The sequence below is a fragment of the Streptomyces sp. NBC_00859 genome (genome assembly GCF_045161865.1).
Classification (GTDB): Bacteria; Actinomycetota; Actinomycetes; order Streptomycetales; family Streptomycetaceae; genus Streptomyces.
Genome location: NZ_CP108826.1, coordinates 3,389,870 through 3,410,723, shown reverse-complemented (window position 1 = coordinate 3,410,723; position 20,854 = coordinate 3,389,870). Strand labels below are relative to the sequence as shown.

21 protein-coding genes are annotated in these 20,854 nt (G+C 69.1%); 11 read left to right on the top strand and 10 right to left on the bottom strand.

Annotation, left to right across the window (positions count from 1 at the left end; translation table 11 throughout):
• The first annotated feature begins 1 nt into the window (after nucleotide 1).
• From nadC to OG584_RS14645, 7 genes are all read left to right on the top strand, one after another.
• Nucleotides 2-1,000, top strand: coding sequence for a carboxylating nicotinate-nucleotide diphosphorylase (gene nadC, locus OG584_RS14675; protein ID WP_405778267.1), 999 nt, complete (start codon nucleotides 2-4; stop codon nucleotides 998-1,000).
• A gap of 3 nt (nucleotides 1,001-1,003) precedes the next feature.
• On the top strand, nucleotides 1,004-1,801 hold the full coding sequence (locus tag OG584_RS14670; protein ID WP_405778266.1) for a type III pantothenate kinase: 798 nt from the start codon (nucleotides 1,004-1,006) through the stop codon (nucleotides 1,799-1,801).
• Between the two features lie 152 nt (nucleotides 1,802-1,953).
• Entirely contained in the window at nucleotides 1,954-2,520 is a 567-nt protein-coding gene (locus OG584_RS14665; RefSeq protein ID WP_405784074.1) for a hypothetical protein, read from the top strand.
• 13 nt (nucleotides 2,521-2,533) lie between these two features.
• Nucleotides 2,534-2,713: a hypothetical protein gene (locus tag OG584_RS14660; RefSeq protein ID WP_405778265.1), complete on the top strand. Its 180-nt coding sequence runs from the start codon at nucleotides 2,534-2,536 to the stop codon at nucleotides 2,711-2,713.
• A gap of 109 nt (nucleotides 2,714-2,822) precedes the next feature.
• Complete coding sequence (locus OG584_RS14655) at nucleotides 2,823-3,221, top strand: BlaI/MecI/CopY family transcriptional regulator (protein ID WP_356835567.1); 399 nt, start codon at nucleotides 2,823-2,825, stop codon at nucleotides 3,219-3,221.
• A 10-nt stretch (nucleotides 3,222-3,231) separates the two neighbouring features.
• Nucleotides 3,232-3,753: an amino-acid N-acetyltransferase gene (locus tag OG584_RS14650; protein WP_405778264.1), complete on the top strand. Its 522-nt coding sequence runs from the start codon at nucleotides 3,232-3,234 to the stop codon at nucleotides 3,751-3,753.
• 145 nt (nucleotides 3,754-3,898) lie between these two features.
• On the top strand, nucleotides 3,899-4,234 hold the full coding sequence (locus tag OG584_RS14645) for an Lsr2 family protein (RefSeq protein ID WP_405778263.1): 336 nt from the start codon (nucleotides 3,899-3,901) through the stop codon (nucleotides 4,232-4,234).
• Here the strand turns inward: OG584_RS14645 and OG584_RS14640 are convergent.
• Nucleotides 4,213-4,866 (bottom strand): SCO3374 family protein, encoded by a 654-nt coding sequence (locus OG584_RS14640; protein WP_405778262.1) that lies wholly within the window; start codon nucleotides 4,864-4,866, stop codon nucleotides 4,213-4,215. The two genes, OG584_RS14645 and OG584_RS14640, sit on opposite strands and share 22 nt — an antisense overlap.
• A 429-nt stretch (nucleotides 4,867-5,295) precedes the next feature.
• Here OG584_RS14640 and OG584_RS14635 point away from each other — a divergent pair, with 429 nt between their 5' ends.
• Both OG584_RS14635 and OG584_RS14630 read left to right on the top strand, forming a co-directional pair.
• Nucleotides 5,296-7,821: an ATP-dependent Clp protease ATP-binding subunit gene (locus tag OG584_RS14635; RefSeq protein ID WP_405778261.1), complete on the top strand. Its 2,526-nt coding sequence runs from the start codon at nucleotides 5,296-5,298 to the stop codon at nucleotides 7,819-7,821.
• Nucleotides 7,822-8,599: 778 nt separating this feature from the next.
• Nucleotides 8,600-9,292 carry a M23 family metallopeptidase gene (locus tag OG584_RS14630; protein WP_405778260.1) on the top strand — a complete coding sequence of 231 codons (693 nt, stop codon included), beginning with the start codon at nucleotides 8,600-8,602 and terminating at the stop codon, nucleotides 9,290-9,292.
• 15 nt (nucleotides 9,293-9,307) lie between these two features.
• Here OG584_RS14630 and OG584_RS14625 read toward each other — a convergent pair whose 3' ends face one another.
• The gene (locus OG584_RS14625) at nucleotides 9,308-9,880 is read right to left on the bottom strand and encodes a TetR/AcrR family transcriptional regulator (protein WP_405778259.1); all 573 of its coding nucleotides are present in this window, start codon (nucleotides 9,878-9,880) and stop codon (nucleotides 9,308-9,310) included.
• A gap of 129 nt (nucleotides 9,881-10,009) precedes the next feature.
• Between OG584_RS14625 and OG584_RS14620 the strand changes: the two genes are divergently transcribed.
• Nucleotides 10,010-11,560 carry an MDR family MFS transporter gene (locus OG584_RS14620; protein ID WP_405778258.1) on the top strand — a complete coding sequence of 517 codons (1,551 nt, stop codon included), beginning with the start codon at nucleotides 10,010-10,012 and terminating at the stop codon, nucleotides 11,558-11,560.
• Between the two features lie 116 nt (nucleotides 11,561-11,676).
• On the opposite strand, the gene cseC is transcribed toward OG584_RS14620, so the two are convergent.
• From cseC to OG584_RS14590, 6 genes are all read right to left on the bottom strand, one after another.
• The gene (cseC, locus tag OG584_RS14615) at nucleotides 11,677-12,996 is read right to left on the bottom strand and encodes a two-component system sensor histidine kinase CseC (protein WP_405778257.1); all 1,320 of its coding nucleotides are present in this window, start codon (nucleotides 12,994-12,996) and stop codon (nucleotides 11,677-11,679) included.
• On the bottom strand, nucleotides 12,993-13,691 hold the full coding sequence (cseB, locus tag OG584_RS14610; RefSeq protein WP_405778256.1) for a two-component system response regulator CseB: 699 nt from the start codon (nucleotides 13,689-13,691) through the stop codon (nucleotides 12,993-12,995). Before cseB ends, cseC begins: the two co-directional genes overlap by 4 nt.
• A gap of 12 nt (nucleotides 13,692-13,703) precedes the next feature.
• Entirely contained in the window at nucleotides 13,704-14,360 is a 657-nt protein-coding gene (locus tag OG584_RS14605) for a hypothetical protein (RefSeq protein WP_405778255.1), read from the bottom strand.
• Between the two features lie 56 nt (nucleotides 14,361-14,416).
• A complete protein-coding gene (locus OG584_RS14600; RefSeq protein ID WP_405778254.1) occupies nucleotides 14,417-14,968 on the bottom strand; it encodes a SigE family RNA polymerase sigma factor in 552 nt (183 codons plus the stop codon).
• Nucleotides 14,969-15,245: 277 nt separating this feature from the next.
• Nucleotides 15,246-16,172, bottom strand: coding sequence for an A/G-specific adenine glycosylase (locus tag OG584_RS14595; protein WP_405778253.1), 927 nt, complete (start codon nucleotides 16,170-16,172; stop codon nucleotides 15,246-15,248).
• A 16-nt stretch (nucleotides 16,173-16,188) separates the two neighbouring features.
• Nucleotides 16,189-16,797 (bottom strand): phosphatase PAP2 family protein, encoded by a 609-nt coding sequence (locus OG584_RS14590; protein WP_405778252.1) that lies wholly within the window; start codon nucleotides 16,795-16,797, stop codon nucleotides 16,189-16,191.
• A gap of 183 nt (nucleotides 16,798-16,980) precedes the next feature.
• Between OG584_RS14590 and OG584_RS14585 the strand changes: the two genes are divergently transcribed.
• Nucleotides 16,981-17,817 carry a hypothetical protein gene (locus OG584_RS14585; protein WP_405784073.1) on the top strand — a complete coding sequence of 279 codons (837 nt, stop codon included), beginning with the start codon at nucleotides 16,981-16,983 and terminating at the stop codon, nucleotides 17,815-17,817.
• Nucleotides 17,818-18,105: 288 nt separating this feature from the next.
• Here the strand turns inward: OG584_RS14585 and disA are convergent, their stop codons facing one another.
• On the bottom strand, nucleotides 18,106-19,257 hold the full coding sequence (disA, locus tag OG584_RS14580) for a DNA integrity scanning diadenylate cyclase DisA (protein ID WP_405778251.1): 1,152 nt from the start codon (nucleotides 19,255-19,257) through the stop codon (nucleotides 18,106-18,108).
• Nucleotides 19,258-19,313: 56 nt separating this feature from the next.
• A complete protein-coding gene (radA, locus tag OG584_RS14575; protein ID WP_405778250.1) occupies nucleotides 19,314-20,711 on the bottom strand; it encodes a DNA repair protein RadA in 1,398 nt (465 codons plus the stop codon).
• Between the last annotated feature and the right edge of the window lie 143 nt (nucleotides 20,712-20,854).

Below are 20,854 nucleotides of genomic sequence, written 5' to 3'. Positions count from 1 at the left end.
CGTGACCACCCCCGACCTCCCCCTCCACCGGATCGGCGACAGCGCCGAGCCGGGTGGCTGCGGCGACGCCTGTGCCTGCGGCGGCGACTTCCACGACGACGACGCCATGGAGTGCGGTCTCGACCCCGCTCTCGCCGAGCTCCTGGCCGCCTCGGGGCTCGACCCGGTCCTGGTCGAGGACGTCGCGCACCTGGCCATCGGTGAGGACCTCGACGGGGGTGTGGACGTCACCAGCGTCGCGACCGTCCCCGCCGACGCCGTCGCCACCGCCGACTTCACCGCACGCGAGGCCGGTACGGTCGCCGGCCTGCGCATCGCCGAAGCGGTCCTCTCCATCGTCTGCACCGAGACCTTCGAGGTCGAGCGGCACGTCGAGGACGGCGCGCGGGTGTCCGCGGGCGAGAAACTGCTCTCGGTGACCACCCGCACCCGCGACCTGCTGACCGCCGAGCGCAGCGCGCTGAACCTGCTGTGCCGCCTCTCCGGCATCGCGACCGCCACCCGCGCCTGGGCCGACGTGCTGGACGGCACCGGCGCCAAGGTCCGCGACACCCGCAAGACCACACCGGGGCTGCGCGCCCTGGAGAAGTACGCGGTGCGCTGCGGCGGCGGCGTCAACCACCGGATGTCCCTCTCCGACGCGGCCCTGGTCAAGGACAACCACGTGGTCGCGGCCGGCGGGGTCGCCGCGGCGTTCAAGCTCGTACGCGCGGAATTCCCCGAGCTGGCCATCGAGGTCGAGGTGGACACACTCGCCCAGGTCACCGAGGTCCTGGACGCGGGCGCCGACCTGATCCTGCTGGACAACTTCACCCCGGCGCAGACCGCGGAGGCCGTCGCCCTCGTCGGCGGCCGCGCGCTCCTGGAGTCCTCGGGCCGGCTGACCCTGGACACGGCCCGTGCCTTCGCCGAGACGGGCGTCGACTACCTGGCGGTCGGCGGGCTCACGCACTCGTCGCCGATCCTCGACATCGGCCTCGACCTGCGCGAGGCGGAGTAACCCATGCTGCTCACCATCGATGTCGGCAACACCCACACGGTCCTCGGCCTGTTCGACGGCGACGAGATCGTCGAACACTGGCGCATCTCCACCGACGCCCGCCGCACCGCCGACGAACTCGCCGTGCTCCTCCAGGGCCTGATGGGGATGCACCCGCTGCTCGGCCGCGGTCTCGGCGACGGCATCGAGGGGATCGCGGTCTGCTCGACCGTCCCCTCCGTCCTGCACGAACTGCGTGAGGTGACCCGCCGTTACTACGGCGACGTCCCGGCCGTCCTCGTGGAGCCCGGCATCAAGACGGGCGTCCCGATCCTGGTCGACAACCCGAAGGAGGTCGGCGCGGACCGCATCATCAACGCGGTCGCCGCCGTCGAGCTCTACGGCGGCCCCGCCGTCGTCGTCGACTTCGGTACGGCGACGACGTTCGACGCGGTGTCGGCCCGCGGTGAGTACACCGGCGGTGTCATCGCGCCCGGCATCGAGATCTCGGTCGAGGCGCTCGGCGTGAAGGGCGCCCAGCTCCGCAAGATCGAGCTGGCCCGCCCGCGCAGCGTGATCGGCAAGAACACCGTGGAGGCCATGCAGTCCGGCATCATCTACGGCTTCGCGGGGCAGGTCGACGGCGTCGTGAACCGGATGGCCCGCGAGCTCGCCGACGACCCCGCGGACGTCACGGTCATCGCCACCGGCGGCCTCGCCCCGATGGTGCTCAGCGAGGCCACCGTCATCGACGAGCACGAGCCGTGGCTGACGCTGATCGGGCTGCGCCTGGTGTACGAGCGCAACGTCGCCCGGCTGTGAATCCGCGAGCGGGCCTGACCACCTGAAGCGGTGCGGCGGCGGCACTGCGGAGTGACCGTGTCCGCCGCGCCGCCACCGGTGCATTAAGCAGATATTTCCCCTTTAGTACGTATCGTCCTTTTATGCCCACGCCCTACGGTTCCCGAGGCGGCATGGCCTTCAGCGCGGATGAGCTGCGTGTGCTCCGACGCGCCCTTGCCATCGCCCTCAATCCGACCCCCGTCGCAGAAGAGGACGTCCAGGACTGTCTGCGTCTCGCCGAGTCCGTGGACGAGACCATCGGGGAGGCGGGCAGGCTGCGCGCCTTCCTCCTCGCCGACCTCGCCCGCTACCGCGACGCACTTCCCGGCACGGCCCGCAGCTACACGGAGCTGCTCCAGGACGCCCTGGCTGCCGGCTACGACCCCAGGCCCGAGGACCTCGCGGCTCTGCGCGCCCTGCGCGGCGCACCGTCCGGGGACGCCCTGCTGCGGCGCTGCCGGGCGCTGGCCGAGCAGTCGGTGCGCGCCCGCCTCGCCGGGAGGGCGGTGACCCCGGGCCCGCGTACCCGGCTGCTCGCGCTCCCCGGCGGCCGTGCGGCGAACGACCCGGACCAGCCGAAGCGCCCGGCACCGGTCAAGGAGCCCGTCAGACCCCGCCCGGCCCCCAAGCCGTCCGAGGTCTTCCCGCCACGCCGAAAGCCCGCGGCGCCCCCGGCTCAGCACTCGATGACGGGCTAGCTACTCTGTCCGTATGGACTACGTTTCCGCGCTTGTGCCCCCCGTGGTGATGGCTGTGTTCTTCACGATCGTCGTGAGGACGATCGTGAAGACCCAGGGCGGCCCCAACAAGGCCAAGGAAGACGCGGCCGTGGACGAGGTGCTCGCCCGCGCCGAGGCGGCGGTGCAGCCGACGGGTGGCAGTACCGCCTGACTGCTGCGGCGACCCGAGGACGTACGGCTCATTACTGGCCGTACGTCCTTTTCTGTGTTTTCTGCGCCAATAACCAGCTATTCGTGACATCTCGCACTATGGTGCAGATGTGCCCCGTCAATTGGGAGAGCTGGAAGACGCCGTCATGTCACGCGTCTGGGAGTGGAACCGTCCGGTCACTGTGAGGGAAGTCCTGGAAGACCTCGAACGGGACCGGACCATCGCCTACACCACCGTGATGACCGTATTGGACAATCTCCATCAGAAGGGCTGGGTGCGCCGGGAAGTGGACGGCCGCGCCTATCGATATACGGCGGTCTCCACCCGTGCCGCCTACTCGGCCGCACTGATGAACGAAGCCTGGTCGACGAGTGACAACTCCGCGGCCGCCCTTGTCGCGTTCTTCGGCATGATGTCCTCCGAGCAGCGCGATGCACTCCGTGATGCTTTGCGCATCGTTCAGGGGGATGCGGACCGCGATGACCGTGACGGAGACGCGGGGCGATAGCGTCTTCGGCATGTCAGGTACGCATGCAAAAGCCCTCACCGTCCGCAGAGCCAGGACCAGCGATGTGACCGCGGTGCGCGGACTCCTGGATGCGTACGTACGCGAGCGGATCCTGCTCGACAAAGCGACGGTGACGCTTTACGAGGACATCCAGGAGTTCTGGGTCGCGGAACGCGATGACGACGCGAGGGTCGTCGGCTGCGGCGCACTTCATGTGATGTGGGAAGACCTCGCCGAAGTGCGCACTCTCGCGGTGGACCGCGAGTTCAAGGGCGCCGGAGTGGGGCACCAGGTTCTCGACAAGCTGTTGCAGACCGCGCGATGGCTCGGTGTGCGCCGGGTATTCTGCCTGACCTTCGAAGTCGACTTCTTCGCGAAGCACGGCTTCACCGAGATCGGCGAGACTCCCGTCGACGGAGATGTCTACAGCGAGCTCCTGCGTTCCTATGACGAAGGAGTCGCCGAGTTCCTGGGTCTCGAACGGGTGAAGCCGAACACCTTGGGCAACAGCCGGATGCTTCTGCGGCTGTGACGGTCACTTCCGCCCGGAACCCTATGTCCGAATCGCGCATGTTTCCCGTGTTCTTGCACTCCTGAACCTCTGCCGGGGGTTTGTGTTTTTCAGGGAAAAGCGGTTTCCTTTCCGCGTACTCAATTTTTCGATGAAAGGAAATCCGGTGGCACAGAAGGTTCAGGTCCTTCTTGTCGATGACCTCGACGGTGGCGAGGCGGACGAGACGGTGACGTTCGCTCTGGATGGCAAGACGTACGAGATCGACCTCACCACCGCGAACGCGGACAAGCTCCGCACGCTGCTCGAGCCCTACGCGAAGGGCGGCCGGCGTACCGGTGGCCGTGGCACCGGTGGCCGTGGCAAGGCCCGTATCGCCGCCGGTGGCAACAAGGACACCGCCGAGATTCGTAAGTGGGCCAAGGAGAACGGCTACAACGTGAATGACCGCGGCCGTGTGCCCGCGGACATCCGTGAGGCCTACGAGAAGGCCAACGGCTGATTCCCGGGAGGTCCGGGGGTCGAACCCCGGACATTCGCAGTCCCGGCTCCGGGGGGCGCCCCCCGGAAAGCCGCAGCGATACGCACCATCCGGGCCCGGTGGCATTCTGTCGCCGCCGCGTCCACCAGCCGTACCAGATCGGGAGCGGTACCCCGGACTCCGAACCGGCTGAACACGGGCAGGGCCGGCTCCACTTCGCGCCCCGGCTCGGGGGGCCGCAACCAGCGGGCGGCCCCCTGCCCGCCTCGCGGTCCTGGAGGCACGGGAGCCTCGATGACGCCGCCCGCGCCGATGCCGGCCAGATCCAGGGCGATCCCGCCCCACTCCAGCCAGTCGAGCAGCCCCGGCAGTTCATCGGCGCTGCCCGCGGCCACCAGCAGGCGGATCCGGGAGCCGCAGAGCGCAACGGGGCCCGTGACGGGCGCCCTGCGCAGCAGCGCGAACCCGGCGTCCGACGGCAGATCGAGTACGTCGAAGCGCAGCCCGGTCAGCAGCCGGACCGGCGGCCCCGCCAGCGCGGCCCAGCCCAGCCGGGATTCGTACCAGCGCAGAGTGCTGTCGTTGCTGCCGCTTCCGGTGATGGTGCTCGTGCTGTCGGCCGGTTCGCGGGGGGACGGAACGGTGAAGGCCATGACTGAGCAACTCCCGCACGGGCCGGGAGTTACGGAGTGCTTCCGGTTGATTGCGTTCTGTTGACGGTCAAGGGGTGTGCGGACGTGTTCGGGGGCGCCAAGTTGTTCGCCCGTAGCTGAGGGGAACCGTCGCGCGCCGCATGGACTGTCAGTGTCTGCGGGTAAGACATACCTAGTGGGGAGGGGCGACACGCGGTTCAGGCAGTCTCACGTTCGCCATCGGCGTACTGGAGACAGGGGTATCTGCCTGGCCTGCGGGAACATCGTCTCGCACCATCGGGTTGGAGCAGTTGTCGGCTGTTCGGGCCGGAGGCCATGGACGGGTGTCGGCAGTTGGAATGAGCTGTCCCGCCCTGCGGGACTAGCATGCGGAAGGACTGGGAGGGGACCGACCCCTCGCTGCCCGACCGCTCTGAGGAGCGATTAACGATGTTCGAGAGGTTCACCGACCGCGCGCGGCGGGTTGTCGTCCTGGCTCAGGAAGAAGCCCGGATGCTCAACCACAACTACATCGGCACCGAGCACATCCTCCTGGGCCTTATCCACGAGGGTGAGGGTGTCGCCGCTAAGGCCCTGGAGAGCCTCGGGATTTCGCTCGAGGCGGTCCGCCAGCAGGTGGAGGAGATCATCGGGCAGGGGCAGCAGGCCCCGTCCGGGCACATCCCCTTCACCCCTCGTGCCAAGAAGGTCCTGGAGCTGTCGCTCCGGGAGGCTCTTCAGCTCGGCCACAACTACATCGGTACGGAGCACATCCTGCTCGGCCTGATCCGCGAGGGCGAGGGCGTCGCAGCCCAGGTCCTCGTGAAGCTGGGCGCCGATCTGAACCGGGTGCGGCAGCAGGTCATCCAGCTGCTCTCCGGCTACCAGGGCAAGGAGACGGCCGCCGCAGGCGGTCCCGCCGAGGGCACGCCCTCGACCTCTCTCGTCCTGGACCAGTTCGGCCGCAACCTCACCCAGGCCGCCCGCGAATCCAAGCTCGACCCGGTCATCGGGCGCGAGAAGGAGATCGAGCGGGTCATGCAGGTGCTGTCGCGCCGCACCAAGAACAACCCGGTCCTCATCGGCGAGCCCGGCGTCGGAAAGACGGCGGTCGTCGAAGGTCTGGCGCAGGCCATCGTCAAGGGCGAGGTGCCCGAGACCCTCAAGGACAAGCACCTCTACACCCTCGACCTCGGCGCGCTCGTCGCCGGTTCCCGCTACCGCGGTGACTTCGAGGAGCGGCTGAAGAAGGTTCTCAAGGAGATCCGCACCCGCGGCGACATCATCCTGTTCATCGACGAGCTCCACACCCTGGTGGGTGCGGGCGCCGCCGAGGGCGCGATCGACGCGGCTTCGATCCTGAAGCCGATGCTCGCCCGTGGAGAGCTCCAGACCATCGGTGCCACCACGCTCGACGAGTACCGCAAGCACCTCGAGAAGGACGCGGCCCTGGAGCGCCGCTTCCAGCCGATCCAGGTGGCGGAGCCCTCGCTCGCGCACACCATCGAGATCCTCAAGGGCCTGCGGGACCGCTACGAGGCCCACCACCGTGTCTCCATCACGGACGAGGCCCTGGTGCAGGCCGCCACCCTGGCGGACCGGTACATCTCGGACCGCTTCCTGCCGGACAAGGCGATCGACCTGATCGACGAGGCCGGCTCACGGATGCGCATCCGCCGGATGACCGCGCCGCCGGACCTCCGCGAGTTCGACGAGAAGATCGCGAACGTCCGCCGCGACAAGGAGTCGGCCATCGACTCCCAGGACTTCGAGAAGGCAGCTTCGCTCCGCGACAAGGAGAAGCAGCTGCTGGCCGCGAAGACCAAGCGCGAGAAGGAGTGGAAGGCCGGCGACATGGACGTCGTCGCCGAGGTCGACGGCGAGCTGATCGCCGAGGTGCTGGCCACGGCCACGGGCATCCCGGTCTTCAAGCTCACCGAGGAGGAGTCCTCGCGGCTGCTCCGCATGGAGGACGAGCTCCACAAGCGCGTCATCGGGCAGAAGGACGCCATCAAGGCCCTCTCGCAGGCGATCCGCCGTACGCGAGCCGGCCTGAAGGACCCGAAGCGCCCCGGTGGCTCGTTCATCTTCGCCGGCCCGTCCGGTGTCGGTAAGACCGAGCTCTCCAAGACGCTCGCCGAATTCCTCTTCGGCGACGAGGACGCACTGATCTCCCTCGACATGTCGGAGTTCAGCGAGAAGCACACGGTTTCCCGTCTCTTCGGTTCTCCCCCCGGTTACGTGGGTTACGAAGAGGGCGGCCAGCTCACCGAGAAGGTGCGCAGGAAGCCGTTCTCGGTCGTTCTCTTCGACGAGGTCGAGAAGGCCCACCCCGATATCTTCAATTCACTGCTCCAGATTCTGGAGGACGGTCGTCTGACCGACTCCCAGGGCCGGGTCGTGGACTTCAAGAACACGGTCATCATCATGACGACCAACCTCGGGACCCGGGACATCTCCAAGGGCTTCAACCTCGGCTTCGCTGCCGTGGGCGACGTCAAGACCGGATACGACCGGATGAAGGCCAAGGTCAACGAGGAGCTGAAGCAGCACTTCCGCCCCGAGTTCCTGAACCGTGTCGACGACACGGTGGTCTTCCACCAGCTGACCGAGGAAGACATCATCCAGATCGTCGACCTCATGGTCGAGAAGGTCGACGAGCGGCTGCGTGACCGGGACATGGGCCTCGAGCTCAGCCCGGACGCCAAGGCGCTCCTCGCCAAGCACGGCTACGACCCGGTCATGGGCGCGCGTCCGCTGCGGCGCACGATCCAGCGCGAGATCGAGGACATCCTCTCCGAGAAGATCCTCTTCGGTGAGCTGCGCCCCGGTCACATCGTGGTCGTCGGCGTCGAGGGCGAGGGTGAGGAGAAGAAGTTCACCTTCCGCGGCGAGGAGAAGTCGGCTCTGCCCGATGCCCCGCCGATCGAGCAGGCGGCCGGTGGCTCCGGCCCGAACATGACGAAGGACGTCTGACGCTGATGCGTTGAGCGGCCCGAGCGACAGAGGGGCGGCCCCGGAACCGGTCATCGGTTCCGGGGCCGCCCCTTTTCTGTCCCCTGCCCCGTTGCTTCCGTTGCTTCTGCGGCTTCTGCGCTCTCCGGGCCCTGTGTGCTCTCTTCGCTCTTCAGCGCCCGCAGCCCCTGGGTGCCCGTCCTTCGGCGTCGGGGCAGGCTTGTCCCTGCCTGCCCCGACGTCGTACGCATACCTGTGCCGTACGGGCCCTGTGCGGGTACGCGTCCGGCCACCGCCGCCCCCTCAGCGCCACCGCGGCCCTCTCGTCGGCGCCCTCGCGCGGCCGTCTGTGCCCTCGGTCCGTGCTCTCTTCAAGCCGGTTCTCTCCCCGGAGCGGCGGCTCCGCTCCGCTGCCGAAGGTCCCGAAACGGACAGGCGTTGGTCCCGCGCGGGTGACATGGACCACAGGCCGTTTTGGCCTACTAGCCGGAATAGTGGGTGGCCCGGCGGGGGCGGCCGGGCCTTCCGTGCCGCGGAGGCCGGGACTTTCGGCCCCCGGGTCCCGAGGCGGGCTCCGGCCCGATTCCCGCAGGGCCCATCTGCGCTTAAACGTCTCCGGGTGAATCGGCGCCGCCGGATTCGGCGCAGGACGCACCCGTAATCCGCAGTGACTTCTGCCGTGTCGCCCCTACGGTGCAATGTCGTAGATGGGCGTTTTGAGTGCTAAGTCGAATGGGTTACCAATGAGTGGTCCGCCCGACCTGTTCGGTTGGGTCCACTTACGTATGGAGTCCCACGTATGCAGAAGCACACCACGTCCCTCGTGTCCCGCCGGTCCCCGCTTCGCACCCGCGCTGCGGTCGTAGCCGCCGGGCTCGGAGTGTCGGTCGCGCTGGGAGCAGGGGTTGCGGGCGCTGCCGACGCACACTCGGCCTCTGTGGCCGACGGGAACACCAACGTCGCGACCGCGCTCGCCCACCAGGCCGGTGCCCAGGCGAAGGCTGCCGAGCACACCGCCAAGACGGCCAAGGCCGCTGAGGCCGCCAAGGTCGCCAAGGCGAAGAAGAACGTCAACGCGTGGATCGCGCCCGTCACGCACCCCGTGATCGGTGAGCCCTTCGGTGAGGCCGGCCACATGTGGTCCCACAAGCACTCGGGTCAGGACTTCGTCGTCCCGACCGGCACGTCGGTCATGGCCGTGCACGGCGGCACCGTCGTGAAGGAAGGCCCGAACGGTGGCGGTGACGGCCCGGCGTACGGCAACGCGATCGTGATCAAGCACAGCGACAACACGTACTCGCAGTACGCGCACCTGTCGCAGATCGACGTCCACGTCGGCCAGACCGTGAAGACCGGCGAGGTCATCGCGAAGTCCGGTGCGACCGGCAACGTGACCGGCCCGCACCTGCACTTCGAGATCCGCACGGGCCCGAACTACGGCTCCGGTTACAACCCGATGCCGTTCCTGAAGGCCCACGGCATCAAGTTCTGACCTGCCGGGGCGGCTCTACCGCTCCGGGGGCGCATCCGGATGCGCCTGGGTCATGAGTTCGGTGGCGACTTCGAGGACAGCCTTGCGCTTGTCCTCGGGGTCGCCTTCGGCGTCTCTCAGGGCGAACGCCCCGGCGTGCATGGTGAACAGCGCCGTGAAGCAGCGGACCTGGTCGGTCAGTGACGCGTCGGGTGCTTTCACCAGGTCGAGCAGGAGCAGCATCCGGGCCTTGAAGTCCTCGCCGACGCTCAGTTCGCGCACGGTGCCCTGATTCTCCTGCATGAAGCGGAAGAGCGGGGCCGCGCCGCTGAGCGCTTCGCTGTAGCGGTTCAGGACTTCCTTCTTCGTCTCCAGGCTGCGGGGCTGTGTCTGGCCCCACGCGATCACCTCGTCGATGGGGACCGTCAGATCCCGGAAGAGGCTGATGAGGATGTCTTCCTTGGTCTTGAAGTGGTAGTACAGCGCCGCCTTCGTGACATCCAGCTTCTCCGCGATCTCCCGTAGCGAGGTCTTCTCGTACCCCTGCTCGACAAAGAGCTCCAGCGCGATGTCCTGGATGCGCTGGCGGGTGTTGCCTCTGCTGCTCATGGTGCTCTCCAGAGATACTTACTTGACGCCCGGCTAGTTACGAGACTACCTTCTCCCACTGTAGTCAACTAGCCGGGCGGCAAGTAAGTATCTGGAGACCCGGCAGTGTCCAGGGGAGTGGTGGGGTACGTGTCGGAAACCGTAGAACTGACGAAAGCGGAATCGGGGGGCAAGGCCGAGCCGCAACCGCGCAGTGTCCGGGTGGTGCTGTTCGCGCTGATGATCGCGATGTTGCTCGCGATGCTCGACAACATGATCGTGAACACGGCGATGCCGACCATCGTCGGCGACCTGGGCGGTCTGGCACACCTGTCCTGGGTGGTGACCGCTTACACGCTGGCGACGGCGGCGTCCACGCCCATCTGGGGCAAGGTCGGCGACATGTACGGCCGCAAGGGCGCCTTCCTCACCTCCATCGTGATCTTCCTGGCCGGTTCCGCGCTCAGCGGTATGGCGCAGGGCATGGACCAGCTGATCGGGTTCAGGGCCCTCCAGGGCCTCGGCGCCGGCGGCCTGATGGTCGGCGTCATGGCGATCATCGGCGACCTGATTCCGCCGCGTGAGCGCGGCAAGTACCAGGGCATGATGGCCGGCGTCATGGGCGTCGCGATGATCGGCGGTCCGCTCGTCGGTGGTGCCATCACCGACCACCTCGGATGGCGCTGGACCTTCTACATCAACCTCCCGCTGGGCGCGATCGCGCTCGCGATGGTCACGGCCGTGCTGCACCTGCCCAAGAAGCGGGCCAGGGGCCGCATCGACTATCTGGGCACGGCGCTGCTCACCGTCGGCATCGTCTCGATCGTGCTGGTCACCACCTGGGGCGGTTCGCAGTACGCCTGGGGCTCGGCCGTCATCATGGAGCTCATCTTCATCGGTGTCGCCGCCCTGATCGGATTCGTCTTCTGGGAGACCAAGGCGACCGAGCCGATCGTGCCGCTGCACATCTTCCGCAACCGGAACTTCTCGCTGATGTCGATCATCGGCTTCCTGACCGGTTTCGTCATGTTCGGCGCGATGCTCTTCCTGCCGCTGTTCCAGCAGTCGGTGCAGGGAGCGTCCGCCACCAACTCGGGGCTGCTGCTGCTGCCCATGCTGCTGGCGATGATGGCTGTCGCCCTCATCTCGGGCCGGGTCACCACGAACACCGGTAAGTACAAGGTTTTCCCGATCGCGGGCGGCGTCCTGATGGTCATCGGGCTGTACCTGCTGTCGACGATGGACGTCCATTCCACGCGGCTGACCACCAGCGTCTACATGGCCGTGCTCGGTGCCGGCATGGGCTTCCTGATGCAGATCACCATGCTCGTCGCGCAGAACAGCGTCGAGATGAAGGACATGGGCGTCGCCTCGTCATCGGCCACCCTCTTCCGTACGCTCGGCTCCTCCTTCGGTGTCTCGATCATGGGCGCGCTCTTCACCAACAAGGTGCAGGACGAGATGACGGCGCGGATGGGCAAGGGCGCCTCGCTCCCGTCGGCGCAGCTGGACGCGGCGGGCCTGGCGAGGCTGCCGGAGAAGGCCAGGGACGCGTACCAGTACGCGGTAACGGCGGGTACCCACGGCGGATTCCTGCTCGGTGCCGTGGCCGGTCTCGCGGTCGTCGTGGCCGCCGTCTTCGTCAAAGAAGTGGTGCTGCGAGGGGCCCCTGAGACCCCTGCCCCGATCCAGGAGCTGTAGGACCCACCACCCGGCACACCCCGGAACCGCGGTCCCCCCGCCGCAGGGTTACGAGTGGGCCCCGGACGCCTCGCGCGTCCGGGGCCCACCGGCGTCCTACGGCCCGGACGGTCCGTCTACGAGTGCGACGCAGGCCGGGTCAGGGTGCGGTAGCTGCCGGTGTTGGTCGGCGCGTGTTCCGGGAGCCAGAGCACAGCGATGGCGCCGCCCGTCTCCTTGGCCCCCTCGGGCGCCGCGTTGCGGAATGTCAGCCGCGCCCCGAGCACCTTGGCCTGTCCGGCGGCGATCGTCAGCCCCAGGCCGTGCCCGACGCCCGCGCGGTCGCTGCTGCCCGTACGGAAGCGGCTCGGCCCCTCACGCAGCAGCGTGTCGGGGAATCCGGGGCCGTGGTCGCGTACCCGCACCACCCGGCCCTCGACGGTGACCTCAACCGGCGTCCCGCCGTGCTTGGCCGCATTGCCCAGCAGGTTGCCCAGGATCCGCTCCAGGCGCCGCGGGTCGGTGTTGACCCATGATTCGTGCACCACCCGGACCGTCGCGTCCGGTGCCATGATCGTCACCCGCCGGCTGACGAACTCGCCCAGCGCGATCTCCTGGAGCTCGGCCCGCTCGGACGCGCTGTCCAGCCGGGCCACCTCCAGCACGTCCTCGACCAGGGTCCGCAGCGCCTGCGCCCGGTTGCGGACCAGCTCGGTGGGCCGGCCGGGCGGCAGCAGCTCAGCGGCGGTCAGCAGCCCGGTCACCGGCGTACGCAGCTCGTGCGCGATGTCCGCGGTGACCCGGCGTTCCGCCTCCACCCGCTCCTGAAGTGTGTCGGTCATCGCGTCAACGGCGCGGGCCAGCTCGTCCGTCTCGTCCCGCACGAAACCGCCGATGGCCGCCCGGACGCGGACATCCGTGCCGCCCTGCGCGACCTTGGTGGCGGCCGCGGCGGCCTTGCGCAGCCGTCGCGAGAGCTGGCCGCCGATCAGGACGCCCAGCGCGCTGCCCCCGAGCACCACCGAGACGGAGCCGATGATCAGGGCCCGGTCGAGGTCCTGCAGTACGGAGGCGCTGCTGCCGTAGCGGCTGTGCAGCGAGAGCACATCGCCGTCGGCCAGCGGGGCGGCCGCCCAGACGTCGGGGATCCCGTTGGCGTGCTCGACGATCAGAGTGGAGATCCGGTTCTCGGCGGCCCGGCGCCTCAGCTCCCTCGGCAGACTGGGGTCGTTGACCTTCGAGCCGAACTGCGGCTGTTGTTGCTGCTGCTTCGACTCGAAGAGCCGCAGAGCGAACTGGAGCCGGACGACCTGGGTGTCCCGTGCGTTGTCGAGCATCGAGACGCGGGCCGCGTTGTGCACGACCAGGCTGAGCGCGACCGCGATGAGCGCGCCGACCGCGGCGATGGCGATACTGATCTTCCACCGGACACCGGTCCGCAGGGCGAGGTGCTTCATGCCTTCAGCTTGTATCCGAAGCCGCGGACCGTTTCGATCCGGTCCTGTCCGATCTTTGTCCGCAGCCGCTGCACATGGACGTCCACGACCCGGGTGTCCCCGCCCCAGCCGTAGTCCCAGACCCGCTCCAGGAGCTTGTCGCGGGAGAGCACCGTGCCCGGCGCCGACGAGAATTCGAGGAGCAGCCGCATCTCGGTCGGGGTCAGCGCCACATGGGTGCCGCTCCTGCGTACTTCCATGCCCTCGGTGTCGACCTCGATGTCGCCGAAGGCCAGGACACCGCGCTCGTCCGGCTCGGCCCCGCTGTCCGTACCGGCGCCCGCCGCGTGTCCGAAGCGGCGGAGCACGGCGCGGATCCGGGCCACCAGGACCGCACCGTCGAAGGGCTTCGTCACGTAGTCGTCGGCCCCGGCCTCCAGGCCCAGCACGACGTCGATCGAGTCGGCGCGCGCCGACAGCATGATCACCGGCACGGTCGACTGGTCTCGGATCCGGCGGCACAGGGAGACCCCGTCCAGCCCCGGAACCATGACGTCGAGCAGCGCGATGTCGGGCTGGTTCGTACGGAAGGCCTCAAGCCCGGAGAGCCCGTCGGGCATCGCGGTGACGCGGAAGCCGTCCCGCTCCAGGGCGAGCTGTGTCGCCTCGCGGATCACATCGTCGTCCTCGACGAAGAGGACATGTGTCTCGGCCATCCCGCTGCTCTCTCAGTTGCCCGTGGGGCTGGTGGTGGAGGGGTCCCCGTCGGCGTCCCCGTCGCCGACCGCCCGGCTGAAGTCGGTGTGCACGGCGTCGGTCTGCGCGAACTTGTTGTTCGTCCAGTGGTACGTGATCACGTCCTCGCTCGACGCGTACGACATCGAGTCGCCCTTCGCGTACTGCTGCTTCGTGACCACGAGATCGCCCCGGTCGATCTCGGAGTAGACGGGCGCGGCCTCGGACCCGAAGACGTTCTTGTACGAGCCGCCCTGGGAACGGTAGACGTACGTGGCGACCCCCACCGCACTGCGGCACGTCATCACGTTCACCACGACGTCGGCGACGTCACCGCCGGTCAGCCGCGCGTACGAGACGTCGACCGGGTAGTCGCTCCCCGAGCACGGCTTCAGATCACGTTTGACCGCCGCGCTGACCGCCGAGTCCTGCTTCAGGAGCGTCACCGGGTCGACCCGCTCGCCCGGCCGGGCGGCGGCCGCCGAACCCGGATCCTTCGTGGGCGCGACCGCGGGGACCGAATGGGCCGCTCCCTCGTCGCGCGTCCCGGTACCGCCCGAATCGCAGCCCGCCACGAACAGCCCGACAACGGCGAGTCCGGCAACCGCCGTGACACCCGCCGCCAATGTGCCTCTTCCGGTTCTGGCCATAGTGCTCCGGTCGTCGCACCCGGGGCCGCCAGGACCGTCGTCCTGAAGGCCCTCTGTCAGGCCGCGCACCGCTCCCGCCCCATCTCTTGTTCCCCACGGATCAGCGCACGCGCGTCGATGTCGCGGCTCTCCAGCTCCTGCCGGAGCCGCGCGAGCGCACGGTGCAGCGTGCTCTTCACCGTACCGGCAGACATACCGAGCGCGGCAGCCGTCTCCTCGGTGCTCATCTGCTCCCAGTGTCGCAGGACGACGACGCTGCGCTGCTTGGGAGCGAGCACCTTCAGGATGTCCATCAGCAGCGCGCGGTCGGCGTGCTGCTCCGTGCCGTCCTCGACGCTCGCGTCGGGCAGCTGCTCGGTGGGGACTTCCTCCAGCCTGCGGGCGCGCCACCACTCGGTGCGGGTGTTGATCATGACGCGGCGGAGATAGGCGTCGGCAAGCGACTTGTCGGCGATGCCTTCCCAGCGGCGGTAGGTGCGTGCCAGGGCGGTCTGCAGCAGGTCCTGGGCGTCGACGGGGTCGGGTACCAGCCGGCGGGCGCTTCGCAGCAGGGCGTCCTGCCTGGTGCGTACATACTCCTCGAATTCGAGCACCTCAGCGTGCGCCATACCCAACCGCCTCCGTCGTTCCCCGTGTTCAAGCTGTTCTGTGGTCTGTCCACGAAGCTACGGAGGCGTTGTCACGGAGCTGTGCGTTCCAGCCGTCGGCAGCCGCACGGCTGCCCATCGATTGTGTAACGGCGACCAGGTTTGAAGCGGGAACGAGCTGTTTCCGGGCCGAACCGGGCCGGGCCGAACCGAACCGATCCGGGCTGAACCGGGCCTGGCCGTGCTGACCCGGTGCCGGTCCGGACGACAGGCGGTCCGGCACAGGTCCACAGCCGCGTCAGGTGAGCGGGAGCCGGTACACCCCGTCCGCCATCGGTTCGACGAGCCCGTCGGCGACGAGCCCGTCCAGCGCCCTGGCCCGCTGAACAGGCTCGTGCCACACGGCGTCGAGCTGTGACTGCGGTACCGGGGTGGACGCGTCGCGCAGCACCGCGAGGAGTTTGCCGCGAACCTGGCGGTCCGTACCCGCGTACGTCTGTCCACGCCGTGGGGCCCCCACATGAGCCGGTTTGCCGGCCAGCCGCCAGGCGCACTGCCCGGCGATGGGGCAGCGCCCGCACTCGGGGCTCTTTGCCGTGCAGACCAGGGCGCCCAGCTCCATGGATGCCGCGGCCCAGCGGGCCGCCGTCACCTCGTCGTCCGGCAGGAGGGTGCGGGCCAGGGCACGCTCGGCGGCCGTGGTGGCGTTCGGCGGATATTCGACGCCGGTGGCCGCGCGGGCGAAGACCCGCCGCACGTTGGTGTCCAGGACTGCGTGGCGCCGCCCGTACGCGAAGGACGCGACGGCCGCCGCCGTGTACTCGCCGATACCGGGCAGCGAGATCAGCTGCCCGTGCTCGGACGGCACCTCGCCGTTGTGCCGCTCCGTGATCGCCTGTGCCGCCCCGTGGAGGCGCAGGGCGCGGCGCGGATAGCCGAGCCTGCCCCAGGCGCGGACCGCCTCACCGGGCGCCTCGGCGGCGAGATCGGACGGGCGGGGCCAGCGGGCCAGCCACTGTTCGTACACCGGCAGCACCCTGGCGACGGGGGTCTGCTGGAGCATGAACTCGCTGACCATGACCCCCCAGGCACCCGCCTCGGGGCGGCGCCAGGGCAGATCGCGGGCGTTCGCGCCGAACCAGGTGATGACGGCGGAGTGCAGGGCCTCGGGGGTGGGGTCGGGGAGGGCGGCGGCGGGTTTCGAAGTCTCAGTGGTTGCAGTCATGGCACATCCGATCCTCTCAGCTCCGGGCACCCGGCCCCACGAACCAGGCCGCCACGCGGATGTCGCCCGACCGCGCCGTCTCCACCAGCGACCGCACCGGCCGGGTCAGCCCCTCGATGACGAGGAGTGCGACCAGCGCCCCGAGGATCAGGCCGACGATCACGTCGTGCGGATAGTGCACGCCGACGAAGACCCGCGAGAAGGCCATCAGCACCGCCACCGGCACGGTCAGCCAGACCAGCCGCACCAGGGCGATGGAGAGGCCGACCGCCGCGGCCGCCGCGATGATCGAGTGGTTGCTGGGGAACGACCAGTCGCCGGGCGCCGGGCAGTCGATCAGAGGTCTCATCGCCCCGGAGACGGCCCGGCACGGCCGGTCCTCGTGGATCACCGACTTGAGCACCTCGCTGAGGACGTACGCGACGGCCGTCCCCAGCGGTGCGATCAGCGCCAGCGCCATCGACTGCGCGGACGCCGTGCGCGCCCGCCACCACACGACGACGAACAGCACGGCGAAGAGCAGCAGACCGGCCTCGGTCCACAGCTCCATGAGCTGCTGCACCCAGGAGGGGGTGGAGTGCGCGAATTCGAGGATGTTTCTGTAGAGCTCGGAAGAACTGTCCATGGTGACGGACAGTATGGATCATCCCTGAGCGGTCACCACGAGCGATCTTGTACGGCCCGTACGGCCCGCGGGAGAGACACCGGCGGTGGTCTGCGGAATGATGATCCGTAAAAGTTGCACGGACGGCGGCGGGTGGGGCCTGAGTTGGGCCTGATCTCTCGTACAGTTTGCGACGTGGGATCTATGCGCAATCCGGTCGGGCCGCTTCCCTCCTCCATCTACTGGCGACGGAGGGCAGTGGCGTCGACTCTGGTTGCGCTGCTCGCCCTTCTCGTCGTGTGGATGGTCGCGTCGATGGGCGGTGGGAAGCACGGTGGTTCCGGGGCGAAGGGGCCCAATCCCGCGCCTTCCATCACCCCCGGCCCTTCCGGATCGGGCCCGGCGATCAGCCAAGCCCCGGGCGGGACCGGCGGGTCGGGCGATTCCGGCGGGTCGGGCTCCTCGTCCGGTTCGGATTCGGGATCGGGCTCGGGTGGCTCCGGCGGTGCGGGCAGCGGCTCCGGCGGCACTGATCCGGTCGGCGGTGGCGGTTCCAACGGCGCTGGTGGCAGCGGAGGTTCGGGGCCGGGCGGTGGCGGGGCCAGTGCAGGCCGCCAGGTTCCCGCGGGCTCCAGCCTCCCCGACTGCACGTCGGGAGCGGTCCAGTTGACGCTGCACAACCCCAAGAACAGCTACCCGCCCGGTGAGAAGCTCAAGTTCGACCTGATCGCGAAGAACAGCTCGGCGAAGGCCTGCAAGGTCGACTTCGGACCGAAGGGCACTGTGTTCACGATCACATCGGCCATCGACGACCATGTCGTCTGGTCGTCGAAGGACTGCCCGAAGGACGGCGGGGCACTGCTCTTCGAGGTCCCCGCCAACAGCACCATCAAGCACACCGTGGAATGGGACCGCAAGAAGTCGGCACCGAAGTGCACGAAGCCGGGTCCGAAGACTGTGGGGGCCGGGACCTACCTGGTCGAGGCCAAGGCGCCTGGCATGCCCCGCAAGCAGACCTCGGTTGTCCTGACGAAGGACTGACGAAGGACTGACGAACCCGGGCCTCGCGGGGCGGGGGATCAGGCCCCGACGGGGGTTCACGCTCTCCGGGTACGAGGAGAGCGAGCCCCAGGGCGAGAACCCCGGTCCCGGCCGGGCGAGGGACGCGAAGCTCACCGGCAAGCCAGTGCAAGCCCCTCCGGTGAGCACGGCCCAGCGGTGGCCCGGGGAAGCTGAGAAGCGGCGTCCGGGGGCGGAGCGGTGTCCGGAGCGGAGCGGTGTCCGGGGCGGAGCCCCGAGAGGACCCGCACCCCGGAGGAAGGCCGCTGCCTACACGTACCGCTCCAGAATCGAAGACTCCGCGAGCCGCGACAGCCCTTCCCGTACGCTGCGCGCCCGCGCCTCCCCGACCCCGTCCACCGTCTGCAGGTCGTCCACGCTCGCAGCGAGCAGCTTCTGCAGCCCGCCGAAGTGCTCGACAAGACGCTCGATGATCGCTCCGGGCAGCCGCGGCACCTTCGCCAGCAGCCGGTACCCGCGCGGCGACACCGCCGAGTCGAGCGTCTCGGGGGATCCGCTGTACCCCAGCGCCCTTGCCACCACGGGCAGTTCGAGCAGCTCCGTGTGGCTCAGCGTGTTCAGCTCGACGAGCGCCTCGGTGACCGTACGCGGACGCTGGGGGCCCCTCCCGGAGGCCGCTCTGGGGGACGTCGGCTCCGGCACGTAGTCCCTGACCACCAGTTCCCGCTCCGGCTCGACCCCCGCGATCAGCTCGTCGAGCTGGAGGGAGAGCAGCCGGCCGTCGGTGCCCAGCTCCACCACGTACTCGGCGATCTCGGTCGCGATCCGCCGGACCATCTCGAGCCGCTGCGCGACCGCTGTCACGTCCCGGACCGTCACCAGGTCCTCGATCTCCAGCGCGGAGAGCGTGCCCGCGACCTCGTCGAGACGGAGCTTGTACCGCTCCAGTGTGGCCAGGGCCTGGTTGGCGCGGGACAGGATCGCCGCGGACTCCTCCAGGACCCGGCGCTCCCCGTCCACGTACAGCGCGATCAGGTGCATCGACTGGGATACGGAGACGACCGGGAAGCCGCACTGCTTGGAGACACGGTCGGCCGTGCGGTGGCGGGTGCCGGTCTCCTCGGTGGGGATCGACGCGTCCGGGACGAGCTGGACACCGGCCCGGAGAATCTTGGTCAGATCCTTGTCGAGGATCAGCGCGCCGTCGAGCTTGCACAGCTCCCTGAGGCGGGTCGCGGCGAACTCCACGTCCATGACGAAGCCGCCGGTGCACATGGCTTCGACGCTCTTGTCCATGCCCAGCACGATCAGCCCGCCGGTGTTGCCGCGGAGGATGCGCTCCAGGCCGTCGCGCAGCGCTGTGCCGGGCGCGACAGCGCTCAGCGTGGCACGCATCAGCGCTTCATTGCCGGACGAGCTCCCGCCGGATCTCCCGGGTGCTGCTCGGTCATTGGCTGCCACTGCACTCCTCCGGCTCGTACGGACAGGCGAGACCAGGGCAAAGTCTACCGGCGCACTCACTCGTCCTGAGGCGCGCGGGCCCTTGAACGGCGCGGAAGGACCCGCAGCGCGTCTCCCATGTCCGCCACTTCGATGACCTTCATGCCGGCGGGGACCTTCCCCGGATCGGTCGGTACGAGGGCGTGGGTGAAGCCGAGACGGTGTGCCTCGGAGAGCCTGCGCTGGACGCCGGTGACCCTTCTGACCTCGCCGGCAAGCCCCACTTCGCCGATCGCCACCAGGTTCTTCGGGAGCGGGACGTCGCTCGCGGCGGAGGCCAGGGCCAGTGCCACGGCCAGGTCGGCGGCCGGTTCGGTGAGCTTCACGCCGCCCACCGTCGCCGTGTAGATGTCCCGCTTGCCGAGCGCGCTGATCCTGCCGCGCTGCTCCAGGACGGCGAGCATCATCGAGACCCGGGAGGTCTCCAGACCGGACGTGGTGCGCCGGGGCGAGGGGATCTGGGAGTCGACCGTGAGGGCCTGGACCTCGGCGACCAGCGGGCGCTTGCCCTCCAGTGTGACCGTCAGACACGTCCCGGGCACCGGTTCGTCACGGCGCGTCAGGAACAGCCCGCTCGGGTCGGCGAGCCCGGTGATGCCCTCGTCGTGCAGTTCGAAGCAGCCGACCTCGTCGGTCGCCCCGTACCTGTTCTTGACGCCGCGGACCAGGCGCAGCCGGGCGTGCCGGTCGCCCTCGAAGGACAGCACGACATCCACCAGATGTTCCAGGAGCCGGGGCCCTGCGATGGCGCCGTCCTTCGTGACGTGCCCGACGAGCAGGGTGGACATCCCGCGCTCCTTGGAGGCGCGGATCAACGCGCCCGCCACCTCACGGACCTGCGCCATACCGCCCGGCGCGCCGTCCAGCTCGGGCGACGCCACGGTCTGTACGGAGTCCAGGACCAGCAGGGACGGTTTGACCGCGTCGAGGTGGCCGAGCACCGCCGCGAGATCCGTCTCGGCGGCCAGATAGAGATGGTCGTTGATCGCGTGGATCCGGTCGGCACGCAGCCGGACCTGGCTCGCGGACTCCTCGGCCGTCACATAGAGCGTGCGGTGGTCGGAGCCGGCGGCTTTCGCGGCGACATCGAGCAGCAGCGTGGACTTGCCGACGCCCGGCTCGCCCGCGAGCAGCACCACGGCGCCGGGCACCAGACCGCCACCGAGCACCCGGTCGAGCTCGGCGACGCCGGTCGAACGCGCTGTCGCCGTCCGGCTGTCGACCTGCCCGATGGGGACGGCGGCGCTGCTGACCGGACCGGCTGCGGTCGTCCGCACGGCGGGTCCGCCGCCCTGCTCCTCGACCGTCCCCCACGTCTGGCACTCGGGGCAGCGGCCCAGCCACTTGGCCGTCGAGTACCCGCATTCGGTGCAGCGGTAGGACGGCCGGTCTCTGGTCTTCGCGCGGGTGGCCATGGCGCCACCGTAACCGCCCGCACCGACAGCGGATCCCACAGCGGCGGATGCGGCCGGGCAGCTGTCGGAATGAACGATTCGTGTCCCCTTTTGAGGGATACGTTCACCCGTAAGGATTAAATGCCCTCAAGAGGTGCTGGACG